Source organism: Capnocytophaga sp. G1920, assembly GCF_051417515.1.
In genome coordinates this window covers 210,857-226,209 of sequence record NZ_JBPRKH010000001.1, presented here as the reverse complement: position 1 = coordinate 226,209, position 15,353 = coordinate 210,857, and the positions used below count along the sequence as shown (strand labels likewise).

The 15,353-nt window shown below is 39.7% G+C and carries 17 protein-coding genes and 1 pseudogene; 4 read left to right on the top strand and 14 right to left on the bottom strand.

All coding sequences use genetic code 11. The annotated features are described in order from the left end of the window. Positions 1-161 precede the first annotated feature (161 nt). A complete protein-coding gene (locus ACSQ7D_RS01145; protein ID WP_308766498.1) occupies positions 162-812 on the bottom strand; it encodes a hypothetical protein in 651 nt (216 codons plus the stop codon). Positions 813-1,033: 221 nt separating this feature from the next. Here ACSQ7D_RS01145 and ACSQ7D_RS01140 point away from each other — a divergent pair. Beyond that, positions 1,034-1,417 (top strand): annotated as a pseudogene (locus ACSQ7D_RS01140) (ATP-binding domain-containing protein); the annotation flags it as partial. Between the two features lie 233 nt (positions 1,418-1,650). Here ACSQ7D_RS01140 and ACSQ7D_RS01135 read toward each other — a convergent pair. The 3 genes from ACSQ7D_RS01135 to ACSQ7D_RS01125 form a co-directional block, all read right to left on the bottom strand. After that, positions 1,651-2,742: an LPO_1073/Vpar_1526 family protein gene (locus ACSQ7D_RS01135; protein WP_437135071.1), complete on the bottom strand. Its 1,092-nt coding sequence runs from the start codon at positions 2,740-2,742 to the stop codon at positions 1,651-1,653. After that, positions 2,732-2,908 (bottom strand): hypothetical protein, encoded by a 177-nt coding sequence (locus ACSQ7D_RS01130; protein ID WP_164997600.1) that lies wholly within the window; start codon positions 2,906-2,908, stop codon positions 2,732-2,734. The genes ACSQ7D_RS01135 and ACSQ7D_RS01130 overlap by 11 nt, the downstream gene beginning before the upstream one ends. 116 nt (positions 2,909-3,024) lie before the next feature. Then, a complete protein-coding gene (locus tag ACSQ7D_RS01125; protein ID WP_308766501.1) occupies positions 3,025-3,186 on the bottom strand; it encodes a hypothetical protein in 162 nt (53 codons plus the stop codon). Between the two features lie 115 nt (positions 3,187-3,301). On the opposite strand from ACSQ7D_RS01125, the gene ACSQ7D_RS01120 reads away from it, so the two are divergent. Next, positions 3,302-4,882 carry a Na+/H+ antiporter gene (locus ACSQ7D_RS01120; RefSeq protein ID WP_437135070.1) on the top strand — a complete coding sequence of 527 codons (1,581 nt, stop codon included), beginning with the start codon at positions 3,302-3,304 and terminating at the stop codon, positions 4,880-4,882. Positions 4,883-4,885: 3 nt separating this feature from the next. On the opposite strand, the gene ACSQ7D_RS01115 is transcribed toward ACSQ7D_RS01120, so the two are convergent. The 3 genes from ACSQ7D_RS01115 to ACSQ7D_RS01105 form a co-directional block, all read right to left on the bottom strand. Beyond that, positions 4,886-5,269 carry a hypothetical protein gene (locus ACSQ7D_RS01115; RefSeq protein WP_437135069.1) on the bottom strand — a complete coding sequence of 128 codons (384 nt, stop codon included), beginning with the start codon at positions 5,267-5,269 and terminating at the stop codon, positions 4,886-4,888. Positions 5,270-5,618: 349 nt separating this feature from the next. After that, positions 5,619-5,813, bottom strand: a complete 195-nt coding sequence (locus tag ACSQ7D_RS01110) for a hypothetical protein (RefSeq protein WP_437135068.1) — start codon at positions 5,811-5,813, stop codon at positions 5,619-5,621. A 23-nt stretch (positions 5,814-5,836) separates the two neighbouring features. Then, on the bottom strand, positions 5,837-6,421 hold the full coding sequence (locus ACSQ7D_RS01105) for an NUDIX hydrolase (RefSeq protein WP_437135067.1): 585 nt from the start codon (positions 6,419-6,421) through the stop codon (positions 5,837-5,839). Positions 6,422-6,426: 5 nt separating this feature from the next. On the opposite strand from ACSQ7D_RS01105, the gene pyrE reads away from it, so the two are divergent. Both pyrE and ACSQ7D_RS01095 read left to right on the top strand, forming a co-directional pair. Beyond that, a complete protein-coding gene (pyrE, locus tag ACSQ7D_RS01100; RefSeq protein WP_289014126.1) occupies positions 6,427-7,068 on the top strand; it encodes an orotate phosphoribosyltransferase in 642 nt (213 codons plus the stop codon). Positions 7,069-7,086: 18 nt separating this feature from the next. Beyond that, a complete protein-coding gene (locus tag ACSQ7D_RS01095) occupies positions 7,087-7,806 on the top strand; it encodes a carboxypeptidase-like regulatory domain-containing protein (protein ID WP_437135066.1) in 720 nt (239 codons plus the stop codon). Positions 7,807-7,857: 51 nt separating this feature from the next. Here the strand turns inward: ACSQ7D_RS01095 and ftsH are convergent, their stop codons facing one another. The 7 genes from ftsH to ACSQ7D_RS01060 form a co-directional block, all read right to left on the bottom strand. Next, entirely contained in the window at positions 7,858-9,816 is a 1,959-nt protein-coding gene (gene ftsH, locus ACSQ7D_RS01090) for an ATP-dependent zinc metalloprotease FtsH (RefSeq protein WP_009421535.1), read from the bottom strand. A 4-nt stretch (positions 9,817-9,820) separates the two neighbouring features. Beyond that, positions 9,821-10,192: a ribosome silencing factor gene (gene rsfS / locus ACSQ7D_RS01085; protein WP_437135065.1), complete on the bottom strand. Its 372-nt coding sequence runs from the start codon at positions 10,190-10,192 to the stop codon at positions 9,821-9,823. A 430-nt stretch (positions 10,193-10,622) separates the two neighbouring features. Continuing rightward, a complete protein-coding gene (locus tag ACSQ7D_RS01080) occupies positions 10,623-12,506 on the bottom strand; it encodes a hypothetical protein (RefSeq protein WP_437135064.1) in 1,884 nt (627 codons plus the stop codon). Further along, positions 12,503-12,937, bottom strand: coding sequence for a nucleoside deaminase (locus ACSQ7D_RS01075; RefSeq protein WP_437135063.1), 435 nt, complete (start codon positions 12,935-12,937; stop codon positions 12,503-12,505). Before ACSQ7D_RS01075 ends, ACSQ7D_RS01080 begins: the two co-directional genes overlap by 4 nt. 72 nt (positions 12,938-13,009) lie before the next feature. Further along, on the bottom strand, positions 13,010-13,405 hold the full coding sequence (locus ACSQ7D_RS01070; protein WP_437135062.1) for a DUF937 domain-containing protein: 396 nt from the start codon (positions 13,403-13,405) through the stop codon (positions 13,010-13,012). Between the two features lie 7 nt (positions 13,406-13,412). Further along, a complete protein-coding gene (locus ACSQ7D_RS01065; protein WP_437135061.1) occupies positions 13,413-14,372 on the bottom strand; it encodes a D-2-hydroxyacid dehydrogenase in 960 nt (319 codons plus the stop codon). A 50-nt stretch (positions 14,373-14,422) separates the two neighbouring features. Beyond that, complete coding sequence (locus ACSQ7D_RS01060) at positions 14,423-15,106, bottom strand: cell division ATP-binding protein FtsE (protein WP_009418270.1); 684 nt, start codon at positions 15,104-15,106, stop codon at positions 14,423-14,425. Between the last annotated feature and the right edge of the window lie 247 nt (positions 15,107-15,353).

Below are 15,353 nucleotides of genomic sequence, written 5' to 3'. Positions count from 1 at the left end.
CGCCGAGCAAATATTATAGAAAGGCGACTCACATCAACTCTTTGCTTTCCTCATTTCGCAGGCTCAACGAACAGCAACTGCCGATTTTCCAAAGGAAAGAAAGAATTGATGTTGGCAGCAACAAGCAAGCGTGCGCTGGCTTTTCAGGTCGGCGCTGTTTGCTATATGCTCTGTTTCATGTCGCGTGTAATGCGGAAATTCTTATTTCCCGAGCGTGCTTCAACAATGTAAACAGCGCCCGGGAGAAACTCCATGGTGATGTCTTTCGTATAGACAATGTTCATGTCAGCATACCGCTGGAGTTTCTGATAGGTATAGAATTGAAATGTCACCTTGTGCTTTCCCGCAGCAATAAAACGGCCGTTAATCCATGAAAAGCTTACGCCATGCCCATTATTGATGTCATCAATACTGCGAATTAACACGCCTTCTATTTGGAACATATGATTGACCGCCTGTAATATTAGCTTGCTACGTTTGGGATGGCAACGAAACCAAACATTCTTTTCATACTTGAAAATCAAGCATATCAGGCACGAAAGCAGAATCACTGCTATCAAAGGCGCAAATATTCCATACTCAAAGAAATTTGGAAAAAGTTGTTGTAATTCGCGGTCGTAACAAAATAACAAAACAATACTCACGGCGGTGAGAAATGTAGCTGCCAGAATGCCCAACCTAGACCTTACAGGAAGTGTTGTCACGCTGGGAAACGAGCGGATAGGCGAATATTTAAAGATAAGGTTGTAGACCAATATCACCAATGCGAATGCTCCTAATAGCACAAATATAAGCTCAACGAATGACTCCATAGTATAATTTTTAGGAAACGAAAATTGAAAATCCACTCCACCTCACAGCCGACAGGCAAAAGACAAAGCTTTTTTAATAATTCTCTTCTTAAATTCTGATTGCAAAGATACATATTTTCTTTCTTTTCCTGCAAGCTTGAAACCATTTTTTCTCCTATGAAACATCCCACTTTCATGTAAAGACCTTAATTCCGCAGCATAAATTCTTGTGAGAACTCCAACCGCCTTTCGATACCGTAGTCCTCCTCGACACCCTCACTTCTGACTCTGCTGCCCTCAGCCCTGCCCAAAGCCAATCGCTGTATGAGGAGGTGCTAAGCGAATACGCCGAGGCTTCCTCTACCCATCAGCAGTACCAGCAACTGAAGCAAAACCCTTATTATAACGCCTTACAGGTAAAGTTTGCCTATGCCCTAACTTGTCATAAAAGTCAGGGGGGGCAATGGGATATTGTCTTTATTGAAAAGCCTTACCTCCCCCCTGATTATGTAATTGATGAGAGCTATTACCGCTGGCTTTACACCGCGCTGACCCGCGCCAAACGCAAGGCTTATTTAGTAGGTTTTAGCGATGACGACTTCTGGTCTGCTGAGAGCGATGTGTAATTATCCTTCGCTCATCGTTCGCTTATCCTTCGCTCATCGTTCGGTGGAAGAGAATGTATATTCTTAGTGATTTATGAGCAAACTGCTAGTTGCTAAGCATCATCCAAAACCAAATCTGACCACGCCTCAGGGGTATCAAAATTAACCAGATGAGCGTGTAGCTTGGGGTGGGTGAGGGCTTTCATTTTATTTTAAGAAGAATAAGCTTCTTGTGAGAATATACTTTAATTCATTCAGTGATTTAGAGGAGATAACCTTTTATCACATCTTTGAGCATTTGCATGTGCTAATACTTTTCCAACAGAGGTCAATTGCATCAGGTATTCAATATTATTCCACCATTCTCTAAGGATTTTTAAATTTGTCCGTTTGTTCCATTCTTTCATAAATTTATTTACATTTTCCTGTCTTATCGCTACATCTTGCTTATATAAATCATATATAGACCTAATTGCATTTTTTTGAATATCAGTCAAAGAAATTACAGTATTATTAGAGCTAAGATGTGTTAATTTTGTAGGATCAATATCATTTTTATTAAGAACACATAATCTGACATAGTCAGTATTTAATTCGTGTTCAATTAATATATTAGGCAAATTGTTGCTATTAAGTAATTCAATAGCTCTATAGAATTCTTGAGAGTACTTTTTTATCCCAACATCCATATAACCAGCGAATTGTTCAGAATAATGGTCTTCCATCTTTGGTAACCTTACAAAATTAATAACTCTTATAGTGCTTAAAATATCTAAATGATCAAGCCATTTATTCCCATTAGGAAGTGTAGCATAGATTAATTTACCGAATAAATCATTTAGAATATCCAATCCCTCTTCGATAACTCCAGTCACAGGCTCAATACAAGTTACAGCATGAAAAACAGTTAAACCAAGTAATGCTTCATCTGATATTTCATCAACTATTTTAACAGCTCGTGTAATTCCAGCTCGTGTATTTCTATCAGTCCCATTCTGAAAACGATGAACCAACAGTTCTGATAAAAGGTCATAATCAGCAGGCCTTTCTGTAGAAGCTGCTGTTTTTTGGGCTTCTACGAGCAGTAATTGAAAACTTGGATCTGCAAAAGCTTCCAAAGCACCATCTATTGCTTTCATTTTAGGCAGAAGTTTGTCTTCGAATTCTGAGACTCTTGATTCTGCAACTTTAAGAGCTTCCTCTGTATACTTATTTTTCAACTGTAATATCATTTCCTGACAGATTTCCCTTGCTCTTTTTTCATCAATACCTAGATTGACAGTCATATTATTAGCTTGGAATTGCTGAGAATTGTCACCGGCTTCTTGAACTTGTTTATTTCCCATTATAGTCCCTCCCTACTTGTATCTGTGAAGAATTATTGCCAGCTTTCTGTTTCTGTCTAACAATATTCTTATTAATGCCTATTTTATATCCTACTGTTCCTCCTACTAATAAACCAAGAATCAGTGTTATAATTGCAGTTCCTATTCCGTCAAAAATCCATTCCATAAGTTTATAAATTTTAGAAATTGTAAAAATGATTAAAATTATTTAAATGATATTTATCAAAGTGCAAAAATACAAATTTGAACATACAACTGTTTAAAATTAGGGATTATTTCTTTTCATAAAGAAAAAAGTTGGTCGTCATAACTCTTATCAATTCCTCCATATTCACCCGTCCGACGACTTACTTCAGATAAGGTAGAAGAAGAGGTTTGTTTTTGAGTATTGCACCCTATAAGGGCAAGGACAAGACCTAAGGCTAACTTATTTATCTTTTTCATAAAATCTATTTTAAAAATTAATTTACTATTTGTTAGTGCAAAGATATAAAAATAGTCATCAATTATGATTAAAAAGTATTTTTTACTATTTTTGTCGCCTCATAATTAATGACCTATGGTACAATATTTCCCTTACTTATTACTTTTGATGGTGGCTATTATGCTACTGATAATGTTTGCAAACCGGCTCAAGGTAGCGTACCCTATTCTTTTGGTGTTAGGAGGATTGGCAATTAGCTTTATTCCCAATGTCCCAACCATTACACTGAATCCTGATTTGGTGCTCATTATCTTTTTGCCTCCACTCTTGTATGCCGATGTTTTTTCGCTATCGCTGAAAGAGATGTGGAAATGCCGGCGCATTATCTTTAGCTTTGCCTTTATTGTAGTTTTTATTACGGCTGCTGCGGTGGCGTGGGTAGCCAATATGGTATTCCCTGGGTTTTCATTGGCGTTAGGATTTCTTTTAGGGGGAGTGATAGGCTCTACCGATGCTGTGAGTGCTTCAACGATTATGAAGTTTGTAAAGGTACCCAAACGCATCAGCACAATAATAGAAAGCGAGAGTTTGCTCAACGATGCCTCTTCACTGATTGTGTTTAGGTTTGCCGCTTTGGTAGTTACTACCGGTCAGCTGGTGTGGACGGATATGGCGCTAAATTTCCTTTGGGTAGTTATTGGGGGAGCTCTTATAGGTTTGGCAGTAGCGTGGGTGATGCGCAAGCTGCACAGATTTCTTCCTACCGATGCTAATATGGATATTATCCTTACCCTTATTGCTCCTTATATAATGTATATTGTAGCTAACGAAATGGGAGTGTCGGGAGTGTTGGCAGTAGTGGCTGGGGGTATGTATATGTCGCTCCACCTTACTAGCATTTTTGGTGCCTCCACACGCAACAAAGGGGTGGCGGTATGGGATATTTTAGGCTTTGTGCTCAACGGACTTGCTTTTATGCTGATAGGTCTTGCTTTGCCTGAAGTGCTGATAGGTATAGAAGCCGAAGGTATGAGTCTTGCCACTGCTACCAACTACGGACTGCTCATCACAGGGGTAGTAGTAGGGGTACGACTGCTATCGTCATATGGGGCGGTACTCATCACCCAAGTAATGAAACACTTCATTGCAGTAGCCGACAGGCGAAACCCTGGTACTCGGGTGCCTTTGGTAATGGGCTGGGCGGGGATGCGTGGGGTGCTTTCACTTGCCGTAGCGCTTTCTATCCCTCTTACCTTAGAGAATGGCGAGCCTTTTCCGCATCGCAACCTCATTCTCTACATTACTTTTATAGTGATATTAGCAACCCTACTCGTACAAGGACTCAGTTTGCCAGCGCTTATTCGATGGGCAAAATTTCCCGATTATGAAGACCATATTCCTGAAGCCGAAGCTGAGAGTCTTATTCGTAAATCATTAGCGCAAGCGGCTTTAGATTATATGCAAAAGCATTACAAAGAAGGAATAACCGATAGTTTTCTATTACAGAATCAAAAAGATATATGGCAATACCAGCTCGATATGCCTAAGTGCAACACTACCCCCGAAGTGCGAAAGAAATACATTGCTATTTTGCATTATCAGCGGGAGATATTGCACCAACTGAATAAGAACCCACGTATTGATGAAGAACAAATACGCAATTTCCACCGACAATTGAACTTAGAGGAAGAAAAATGGGAAGTGTGGGAGGACTAATTACTAACGGCTTATTATTGGGTTTATGCTTTCAAACTCTTCAATACTCATAGGCCCTACTGAGCGGATAAGGTATATATAAGTGTCATAGCGAAATATCCTTAGGGTTGTTTCTTCATAACAGAAGATGTTGTAAGAAAAATCGTATAAATCGTATTTGCTCTCCAATAAGCTTTTGCGTTTAGTGAGCTCATATACCAATTGATAGGTGTAATACACCGTTTCTTGCGAAGCCCCAAAAGAAGCTTCTTCGTAGATAAAGGTACGTCCGCCTTGCTTGAATTTTCGCAAGATGTGGTCTTTGCCAAAAGAGAGCCAATGCTCTTCGCGTTTGCGAAAAAGCACACTTAAGAGAATAATGCTGATTATTAATATAAAAACTACCATATTTTACAACGTTTGTTTCACGGAGCAAAGGGCTTCTATTTGCTCAGTTTCCCCCGAAATATATTCAGCAAAGTATTGTTGTAAAGTCATAAATCCATTTATAATTCGCTTATATAGTGCAAAGATACCAAAATCGTGTGTGATGTTATTATTTTACCATATAGAAATCGTCTTTTACTCTTAGCTGTTGGTAGTCTTATTCCGCACTTTACGAAAGAAAAATTGGTTACCAACTTTTCCCGAAGACCCTTCTGTTAGGCAGATGTTTTTTATTTTTGCCATAGTTTACTTAGAGTTTAGAGGTTAGGCTTTAGGGCTATATTAGTGGTACAAAGGTAAGGACAAATTTTCAATTGATAATTAACCATTGACAATTAACCGTTTGAAATAGTGATTGCATTTCAGTGATATTCGCTATAACTCCGTTTAGTGTTCGGTGTAGAGCCACTGTAGAGCCACTGTAGAGCCACTGTAGACCCACTGAAGATTCAATGTAGCTTCGGTATAGGTAGTAATAAAAAGGACACGAGCGTTTTGTTCGCACTAGCTTGTGAGAGAGATTCTTTGCTAATTGAATAGCTTCTGAATATTCTTATACGAATCCTTCACTAACTCTCGTACCTCTGCCTCGTCTTTCCAACACGCTTTTTCTATATCTTCTTCAGTTTGAGGTACCAATTTCTTCTTAAAGGTAGTAGTCATATCATACCAATAGGTCTCTTTCAAAAAATATTGCCCATCGCGTTTGAATATGTGATAAGTAATCGTTCGGAAGCGCTGGATAAGCAGTTTTTTAACACCTGTTTCTTCCTCTACCTCACGCAAAGCACAAGTAGCGATATTTTCGCCCTTTTCTTTCTTTCCTTTGGGCAAATCCCACTTGCCGTGACGCTTAATCATTAGTACTTTTCCTTCCTGATTATACACAATGCCACCCCCTGCTTTTATGGTAGGAATAAGTTGCTTAAATTTCTTCATAAGTTTTTCTTCCTTAGGGTGATATAAGTAGATTTTTTCTACCTCTTTTCGCTTGAGTTCCTCCAAGATAACATCAAGAGTAACATCTTTTATTGGAAAACATTTGACGTTCTCAATATTTTCTCGTACATTTGTCAAAATAATCGACTTTTCGTCTAAAAATATTTCATACATAACCTATGATTTTAGATAGTATTACGGCACAAAATACCGCTGAATTTTTATTGCAAATTAACGCAATTAAATTGAATTCTGAAAATTATTTTACTTGGGCGAGCGGTTGGAAGTCACCAATTTATTGCGATAACCGTATAATCCTCTCATTTCCAGAGGTTCGTTCGTACTTTGCAAGCGTATTGGCAAGGGGCGTAAAAGAGAAATTTCCCGAAGTACAAGTCATTGCAGGGGTAGCTACGGGAGCTATTGGTATCGGTATGTTGGTAGCTAATGCACTCGAATTACCTTTCGTGTATGTACGTCCTGAACCTAAAAAACACGGCAGACAAAACCAAATTGAAGGTTTTTTGCGCCCTGAACAAAAGGTAGTAGTGGTAGAAGACCTAATAAGTACAGGAATGAGTAGCCTTAATGCGGTAAAAGCCCTACGCGATAGTGGTGCTGAGGTATTGGGAATGATAGCCCTTTTCTCTTACAATTTTGATGTAGCCAATGAGCGTTTTACCGAGGAGAAGGTACCGCTTTACACTGCTGGCGATTACGACAGTCTATTAGAAAAAGCCTTGCTTTTTGGTCGTATCAAAAAAGAAGATTTAGAGATGCTCCAGCAATGGCGCAAAAGTCCGGATACTTGGAAACAGTAAAATATTCATAGTAATTTTATGAAATATCTAACAATTATATGGTTGTTTTTTAGTGTAGGAGTCTTTGCACAAAAACAAGTGCGTGGTAGAGTGGTGCGTGATACAATACCTTTGTCAGGAGCTCACGTGATGAATCTTTATACCAATGCTGTTACTACTACTGATGCCAATGGTTATTTTACACTAAAAGCAAGTGAACGTAATACTTTGCAAATTACTTTTGTAGGAATGCAAACTGTTTATCGCACTCTTACAAAAGCTGATTTTGGTTTCGGAGGAGTTTTAATACAGATGAAAGAACAGGTCAATCAGCTTGATGAAGTTGAAGTATCAAAATATCAAGGGGTTTCTGCTCAAAGGTTAGGAATTTTACAGCATACTCCTGTAGAGCGTACTTTTGCTGAAAAACGTTTGTATAGTGCTACTCATAGTGCAGGAGGAAATTTATTAAGCATTGATTTACTCATTAATACTATAAGTGGACGAAAGAAGCTCTTAAAGAAAATTGTAGCCAATGAGCAGAACTTAGCTGTCGCTAGCTATATACGTGAAAATATGAAAGTCTTTCTACAAAAAGAACTCAAACTAAACGAAGAAGAAATAGACGTTTTAGCCTATTATGTAATGGAGAGAACCGAGTTCCACGATCTTGTAAGGAAGAAGGAAAATAAGCAAATGGAGTTTATGCTTATAGAAGCGTGGGGTGAGTATCAAAGATTAGCAAAAACAGAAAAATAAAGAATAAAAAAGATGTATCAAACTCTCTTTGATACATCTTTTTTATTGTAATTACGATACAACTTCTGAGGATTTATCTTCTTCTTCCTCAATAATATCGTGTGGGTCTTTAAACTTGCGCTTACCAAAGATATTTTCAAGATCTTCGCGGAAGATTACTTCACGTTCTAAGAGCAAGTTTGCCAAAGTAGTAAGCTTATCCTTATTCTCGGTGAGAATATCAATAGCACGCTGATATTGTTCTTCTATAATCTTAGAAATCTCTTCATCTATTAGGTGTGCTGTTTTCTCACTATAAGGTTTGGTAAAACTATAATCGGCTTGGGCTGAATCGTAATAAGTAAGGTTACCTATCTTGTCATTAAGCCCATAAATGGTTACCATTGCACGCGCTTGTTTGGTTACCTTCTCAAGGTCGCTGAGAGCACCTGTAGAAATCTTATCGAATATCACTTTCTCTGCAGCTCTACCGCCAAGAGCAGCACACATCTCATCGAGTATCTGTTCAGTACGCACTATTTGGCGTTCTTCTGGTAAATACCAAGCCGCGCCTAACGACTGTCCGCGAGGCACGATAGTTACTTTTACAAGTGGTGCGGCGTGTTCTAAGAGCCAACTTACAGTAGCGTGACCTGCTTCGTGGAAGGCTATTGTCTTGCGTTCTTCGGGAGTAAGAATTTTAGTTTTCTTCTCCAAACCACCTACAATTCTATCCACTGCATCAAGGAATTCTTGTTTGCTTACCGCTGTTTTACCTTTGCGTGCTGCAATAAGAGCAGCTTCATTACATACGTTAGCAATATCAGCGCCAGAGAATCCTGGGGTTTGTTTTGCTAAGAAGTCTATATCTAATGTTTCTGCTGTTTTGATAGGTCGCAAATGTACTTCAAATATCTGTTTGCGCTCATTTAAGTTAGGAAGCTCCACATAAATCTGACGGTCGAAACGTCCTGCGCGCATTAGTGCTTTATCGAGGATATCAGCGCGGTTAGTGGCTGCCAATACGATAACATTAGTATGTGAACCAAAACCGTCCATCTCGGTAAGGAGTTGGTTGAGAGTATTCTCACGCTCATCATTAGCTCCCGTCATTACATTTTTACCACGAGCACGACCTATAGCATCAATTTCATCAATAAAGATAATGCAAGGAGACTTTTCTTTAGCTTGCTTGAAAAGGTCGCGCACACGAGAGGCACCTACCCCTACGAACATCTCTACAAAGTCAGAACCAGAGAGTGAGAAGAAAGGTACTTGGGCTTCACCTGCTACAGCTTTCGCAAGAAGAGTTTTACCTGTACCAGGAGGACCTACTAATAGGGCTCCACGTGGTATTTTACCTCCTAATGAAGTGTATTTATCGGGGTTTTTGAGGAAGTCTACAATCTCTTGTACTTCTTCTTTTGCTCCCTCTAAACCTGCTACATCTTGAAAAGTTACACGCGTTTCTTTCTTTTCATCGAATACACGCGCCTTAGATTTACCAATGCTGAAGATACCACCAGCTCCTCCGCCTCCTGCCATACGGCGCATTACGTAAATCCATAAGCCTATGATGACTATAAAAGGCAAAATAGAGAACAGCAAATCGCCGAAGATGTTTTGCTGGGTTTTGTTCTCACGAGTAGTGCTGAGATTGTTATCTTTTACAATTTGGTCGAATCGGTTTTCGAAATTACTCAAATCGCCTAATTCAAAACGGTATTGGGGTACGTCACCTGCGTTAGCACCTTGCATAAAGGTATTTCCCGTAGGTTTTACCTCTTTGTGCTCTTCTTTTTTAAGAGCATCGGGGGTGAGATATACATTAGCTTCTTTATGGTTTAAGATGATGATTTTGGATACATCACCATTGCTAAGGTATTCCTCAAATTTAGATTGCGGAATCTCTTTGGGTTGTGACCAAAAACTGGCTCCTGAATAATAATTAAAACCTATAAGTATCAGCAGTAATATGGCATATAACCAATAGGCTGAAAAACGAGACCCGTTGCTTTTATTGTCCGACATATTTTTAATAGTTAGTTTCTAAGTTGATAATTTTAGCGTCTCCCCAAAGTCCTTCGAGGTCGTAATGCTCACGTATTTTTGTTTGGAAGATATGCACCACTACATCCACATAATCGATGAGTACCCACTCGGCATTAGCTTCACCTTCTACGTGCCACGGGTGTTGATGATCTTCGGCTTGACTCACTACCTTTTGGATAGCACCAGAGATAGCCGACACTTGGGTATTAGAAGATCCATTGCACAAAATAAAATAATCGCACACGGTATTCTCTACCTCGCGCAAATCCATAATGGTAATATCGGTTCCTTTTACTTTTTCTATACCAGCTATAATATTACTAATAAGCTGATTTGATGATATTTCCTTATTCAATGTTCTTTATTTTTACAGTTTAAACTTGTTGTATCTCTCTTGAAAGCGCGCAAAGATAAGACATTCCTTTTAGAAAAGCAAAAACATTGCCATTATTCTTCTGTCAGTTAGTTTCAGACATTTTGTCACGTAGTTAAAAATGTGGAGGTGCGAGCCGCACGGGCAGGTATGAGCCACACGCGCAGGTGCAATCCGCACGAACAGGTGAACGAATGACGAACGATGGACGAAGAAAAGACGAATGATGGACGAAGAAATGACGAACGATAGACGAAGAAATGACGAACAATGAACGAAGAAATGACGAACAATGAACGAAGAAATGACGAACAATGAACGAAGAAATGACGAACAATGAACGAAGAAATAACGAAAAAATAACGAAGAAATAACGAAGGTAAGGCGAAGGTAAGGCGAAGGTAAGGCGAAGTTACCTAAACGATACGATATTAGGCAAGCGTTGAGAAAAGCTGTGCAGCCTGAAATCGTCGTTGGTAACGCCTGTAAATTTGAAGATATTGTTACCTGTACCTGGGATATTAGGATAATACCCAAAGGAGAATTGTATGGCTCCAAAGGGAAAATAGTCGTTGGAGATATAAAAACCTATGGAAACCTTAGAGTATACTTCTGTTTTTAGAAAGGCAGTGTTTTCCCTACCTATAAAACCTATATCGGCTGAGAGAAACGGGCTAAACCTAAACCCTATAAGCTGAAAAGGAGCATATACTTGCGTTTGTGAGGTGAGAATAAGTTTGCGTGTGCCGTATACTTCACGACTACTAAAGCCTAAGATACCATTAGATTCATTTAAGTTGATCCTGTCGCGCTGGTATACATTTCGGTTAAAACCTACTACAAATGAGGAGCGCAAGAACTGACGAAAATGCCAATCGCCTATGTCGAACAATTTACTGAAATAGGTACCTTCACCTTTTAGTACAGTTTCTTTGTTCGTGCCGTCCTTGAAGAATGTGCCTACCTCAAAGTTGATAGAATGGTAACCACGCTTGGTATAGTTTGCCTCAGCAAAGCCTATACCGAGATAGGGCAAAGTAGCGTAGTTCTTCCGCAGTATCCCTGAGGTGAGAAACAAAGAACGCCCTATTCCTACGTCCTCGATATCGCCGTTGCGAAATATATAGCGGTCTTTCACAAAGCCTGTACTATTGAGACTGAATTGGGTGAGATATAGGTTCTCGTTGCCGTAATATTGCTCGGGGTCTATCTCGGGAGAAGGTTTTTCGTAATAATTGATATTGCGAAAACGCCCAGCTATGATAAAATTATTGATGCGCTTATTTTCTACTTTTCTGAGGGGCTTTACCCAACTACCAAAAGCATCGAAGGTGCGTGTCATTAGGATAGGAATATAGATAGAGTCGCGATAACTAATACCTTCGTCTTCATATCGGTATTCGTAATAACCTAGGCGCCCCGACCAGCGTGCCAAAGGTGAATACAGCGGTCGCTCTACCTGTATGTTCTTTGAAAAATAGTTCTCGTAATCGGAATAATAACCAGTTCGCACATTGATGTAAGTGTTTTTGATGTTTCTCACCACATAATTAAAGCCTTTACCATTGTTCCCGATTCCTGAAAAGTATTGTTGATAGGTGAGCGAGAGTTCGTGTCCTATCCCAAAGAGATTTTGCTCGGTAAGTCGTGTCCAGCCTCTACTGCCTGCCAAGTCGCCGTCGACGTATATAGACCAGCTATCAAGCACATTCACTTGCACATCTACTGAATCGGAGGTTTGACTCACAGGGATAGCACGCACTTGTGCCCTACGGATATACCGCTGATTGCGCAATACACGTTCGGTTTCACTCAGCAAAAGAGTATCTAAGGGCTTGTCCTTTTTAAACAGAAGAAACTTGCGCACCGTGCTCTCGCGGGTTTTCACGTGAAGCGTATTGCCAAAACGTTCCAAACGAGTGTTAGGTACCTTGTTTAAATCTCTTTCGTCAAACCCAAAAGGGTCTAAGGTAGTAATAATGATATTTCTAATGATTTTTCCTTGATAAGAAGGGGCTTTTATAGGGGTAACCGTAGTACTAACAGTAGCTGTGGGGGTGAGTGTTCTACCAGTTGCTTTTTCCTCAATTACAATAAGATTGTTGAGATTTTTAGTAAGTTTATATTTGTTAAAGAAGTTTTTGATTCTCTCATAAAATACTCTGTTTTTAGCTTCTCTTTCAGGTGAAATGCCTCCCAGTACAGAGTCTTTTACCCTTAAAGTATCTATTTCTTGAGAAAGAAGATAATTCATTCCCAAGAGAAAGAGAGCTATAAGAGTAAAGGTTTTTCTCATTTCCTTTTTTGCTGAAAAAACTGTTTTAACAAGGCTGTAGCTTCCTGGCTTAAAATGCCGGTAACTACTTCGGTTTTTGGGTGCAGTTTGCCCCCCATTACGCTGTAGCCTCTATGGGTATCGGGGGCAGCATAGACCAAACGCGATAACTGACTCCAATACAAAGCACCTGCACACATTGCACAAGGCTCTAACGTGAGGTACATAGTGCAACCTGTGAGGTATTTACCTCCCAGATAGTGAGCTGCCATAGTAATGGCTTGCATTTCGGCGTGCGCTGTCACATCGTTGAGGCACTCGGTAAGGTTATGGGCTTTGGCGATAATTCTGTTATCAATGGTGATAATGGCTCCTACGGGAATCTCGTCTTCCTCGAAAGCTAATTGAGCTTCTTCTAAAGCCTTTTGCATAAAGTATTCGTCAGTATTCATTGAAATAAAAATTACTTTGGCAAAGTACAAAAACTTTGCCAAAGTAATGTTAAAAATACGGTTATAAGGTAATTATTTATTACCGCCAAAGAGGTTGCCAATACCTCCCATAATATCATCCATTACATTTCCGCCTTTGTTTTTGTCGAAGAAAGAGTTCATCATTTCACTGATGTTACCTCCTTTACCTGAGAAAAAGTTGGATATCATTGGGGTTAAGTTTTGGAAAATCTTGCTTACATTATCCAATGAAACACCTGTTTTCTCACTGATAGCTTTTAAGGTAGACGATTGCCCGTCGCCTGTGAGTTTGTTTAAAATCTCACTACCTTCGGCTTTGCCGAGCATCGATTTGAGTGAATCCATTACCGAGCTTACTTTATCGCTACCGATACCTGTTTTCTCGCTCAATCCTTTTACGAGTTGTTGAAGGTTATCACCTCCTAAAAAATCTAACATTCCTGCCATATAATAATTATTTTAATAAGGTTATAATTTGTGAGGCTAACTCAAAGCCTATGCGGTTCTGAGCTTCGTTAGTAGCTGCCCCTATGTGTGGGGTAAGCGATACCTGAGGGTGCATTAACACTTGTATAGCGGGGTTGGGTTCGTTTTCAAATACATCTAAACCTGCGAAAGCTACTTTGCCACTATCTAAGGCTTCTATAAGGGCTACTTCATTTAAAGCACCTCCACGTGCTAAATTGATGACTCCTACACCATCTTTCATCAAGGCAAACTCTTTTGCATCGAGTATATAACCTCCTTCTGCTGGGCTGTTGTTGAGAGTGATAAAATCAGCTTTTGCCAGTAGGTGTTCTTTTTCTACGGTTTTGATAGTGAAAGGCAAGGTTTGTCCATCGAAAAAGTCGAGGGTTATTACTGCCTCAGTTACTTTGGGGTCGTAAGCCATTACGTTCATACCTAAACCGATAGCAATGCGAGCTACTGCTTGTCCGCTACGTCCGAACCCTATAATGCCTATGGTTTTACCGCGCAATTCGGCACCATTGTTATAGTTTTTTTTGAGTTCGTTAAACTGAGTGTCGCCTTCCAAAGGCATATTGCGGTTGGCATCGTGTAGAAAGCGTACGCCACTGAAAAGGTGCGCAAAAACGAGCTCGGCTACCGAATTAGCCGAAGAGGCTGGGGTATTAATCACGTGTAGGTTTTTGCTTTTGGCGTGTGCCACATCTATATTGTCCATTCCTACGCCTCCTCTACCGATGAGTTTGAGTGACGGACAGCCATCGATGATATCTTTTCGCACTTGTGTGGCTGAACGCACTAAGAGCACATCGATTGCGTGTTTGTTTATATAGTCTATCAATTGGTTTTGAGCTACCTTAGTAGTGATAACTTCAAAACCTTCTTTTTCTAACGCTTCTTTTCCTGAATCGGAAATTCCATCGTTTGCAAGTATCTTCATCGCCATTATATTAATTTAATTAGTAAATTAGTGAATTAGCAAATTGCCAATTACAATTATACCCTTCTCTGTACAACTTCAAAGATGCGTTCGCCATCGCATTTTAGGGTTTTGGAAGGGAACTTGAGAATGAGGGCATAGTCGTGAGTTGCCATCAGTATGGTTCGTCCTGAGGCGTTGATTTCTTTGAGAACTTGCATTACTTCTACACTGGTCTCGGGGTCTAAGTTACCTGTAGGTTCATCGGCTAAGATGAGTTCGGGGTTGTTGAGCAAGGCACGTGCGATAGCTATGCGTTGTTGTTCGCCTCCTGATAGCTCGTGAGGAAACTTAAAACCTGTATTCTGCATTTTTACTTTTGCAAGTACCTCTTCTATGCGTTGTTGTATTTTTGCTTTATCAGTCCATCCGGTAGCTTTCAGCACAAAAGCGAGATTATCGTGCACGCTTCTATCGGTAAGCAGTTTGAAATCTTGGAATACGACTCCTAGTTTACGGCGGAGCAGAGGGATTTCGTCTTCGGTGAGTTTATTTAGGTTGAAACCTACGACTTTTCCTTGTCCTTTGGTAAGGGGTAAATCGCCGTAGAGCAACTTGATTAAGCTACTCTTTCCTGACCCTGTTTTGCCGATAAGGTACACTAATTCACCTTTCCCAATGGTGAGATTTACATTGGAGAGAATGAGGGTATTCTTTTGATATACTGATACTTCTTTTAAATCTAATACTGGTTCTTCCATTGATATAAGTTCAGTAAGGCAACTATTTACCTTACAAAATTCCTGCAAAGGTAGAAAAAATATTTGTATGATGGAAATTTTTTGGAGAAAAAGTGAAAAAGTGAGGTTATATAGAAAATAGCCGTAGCACAGCAGACGGTCGTAACACGATGGCAGGGAAGTGGGAGAATTAGAAAATGGGAGAATTAGAAAATGGGAGAATTAGAGAATGAGAAAATTAGAGAATGAGGAGATGAGTTTATTTGAA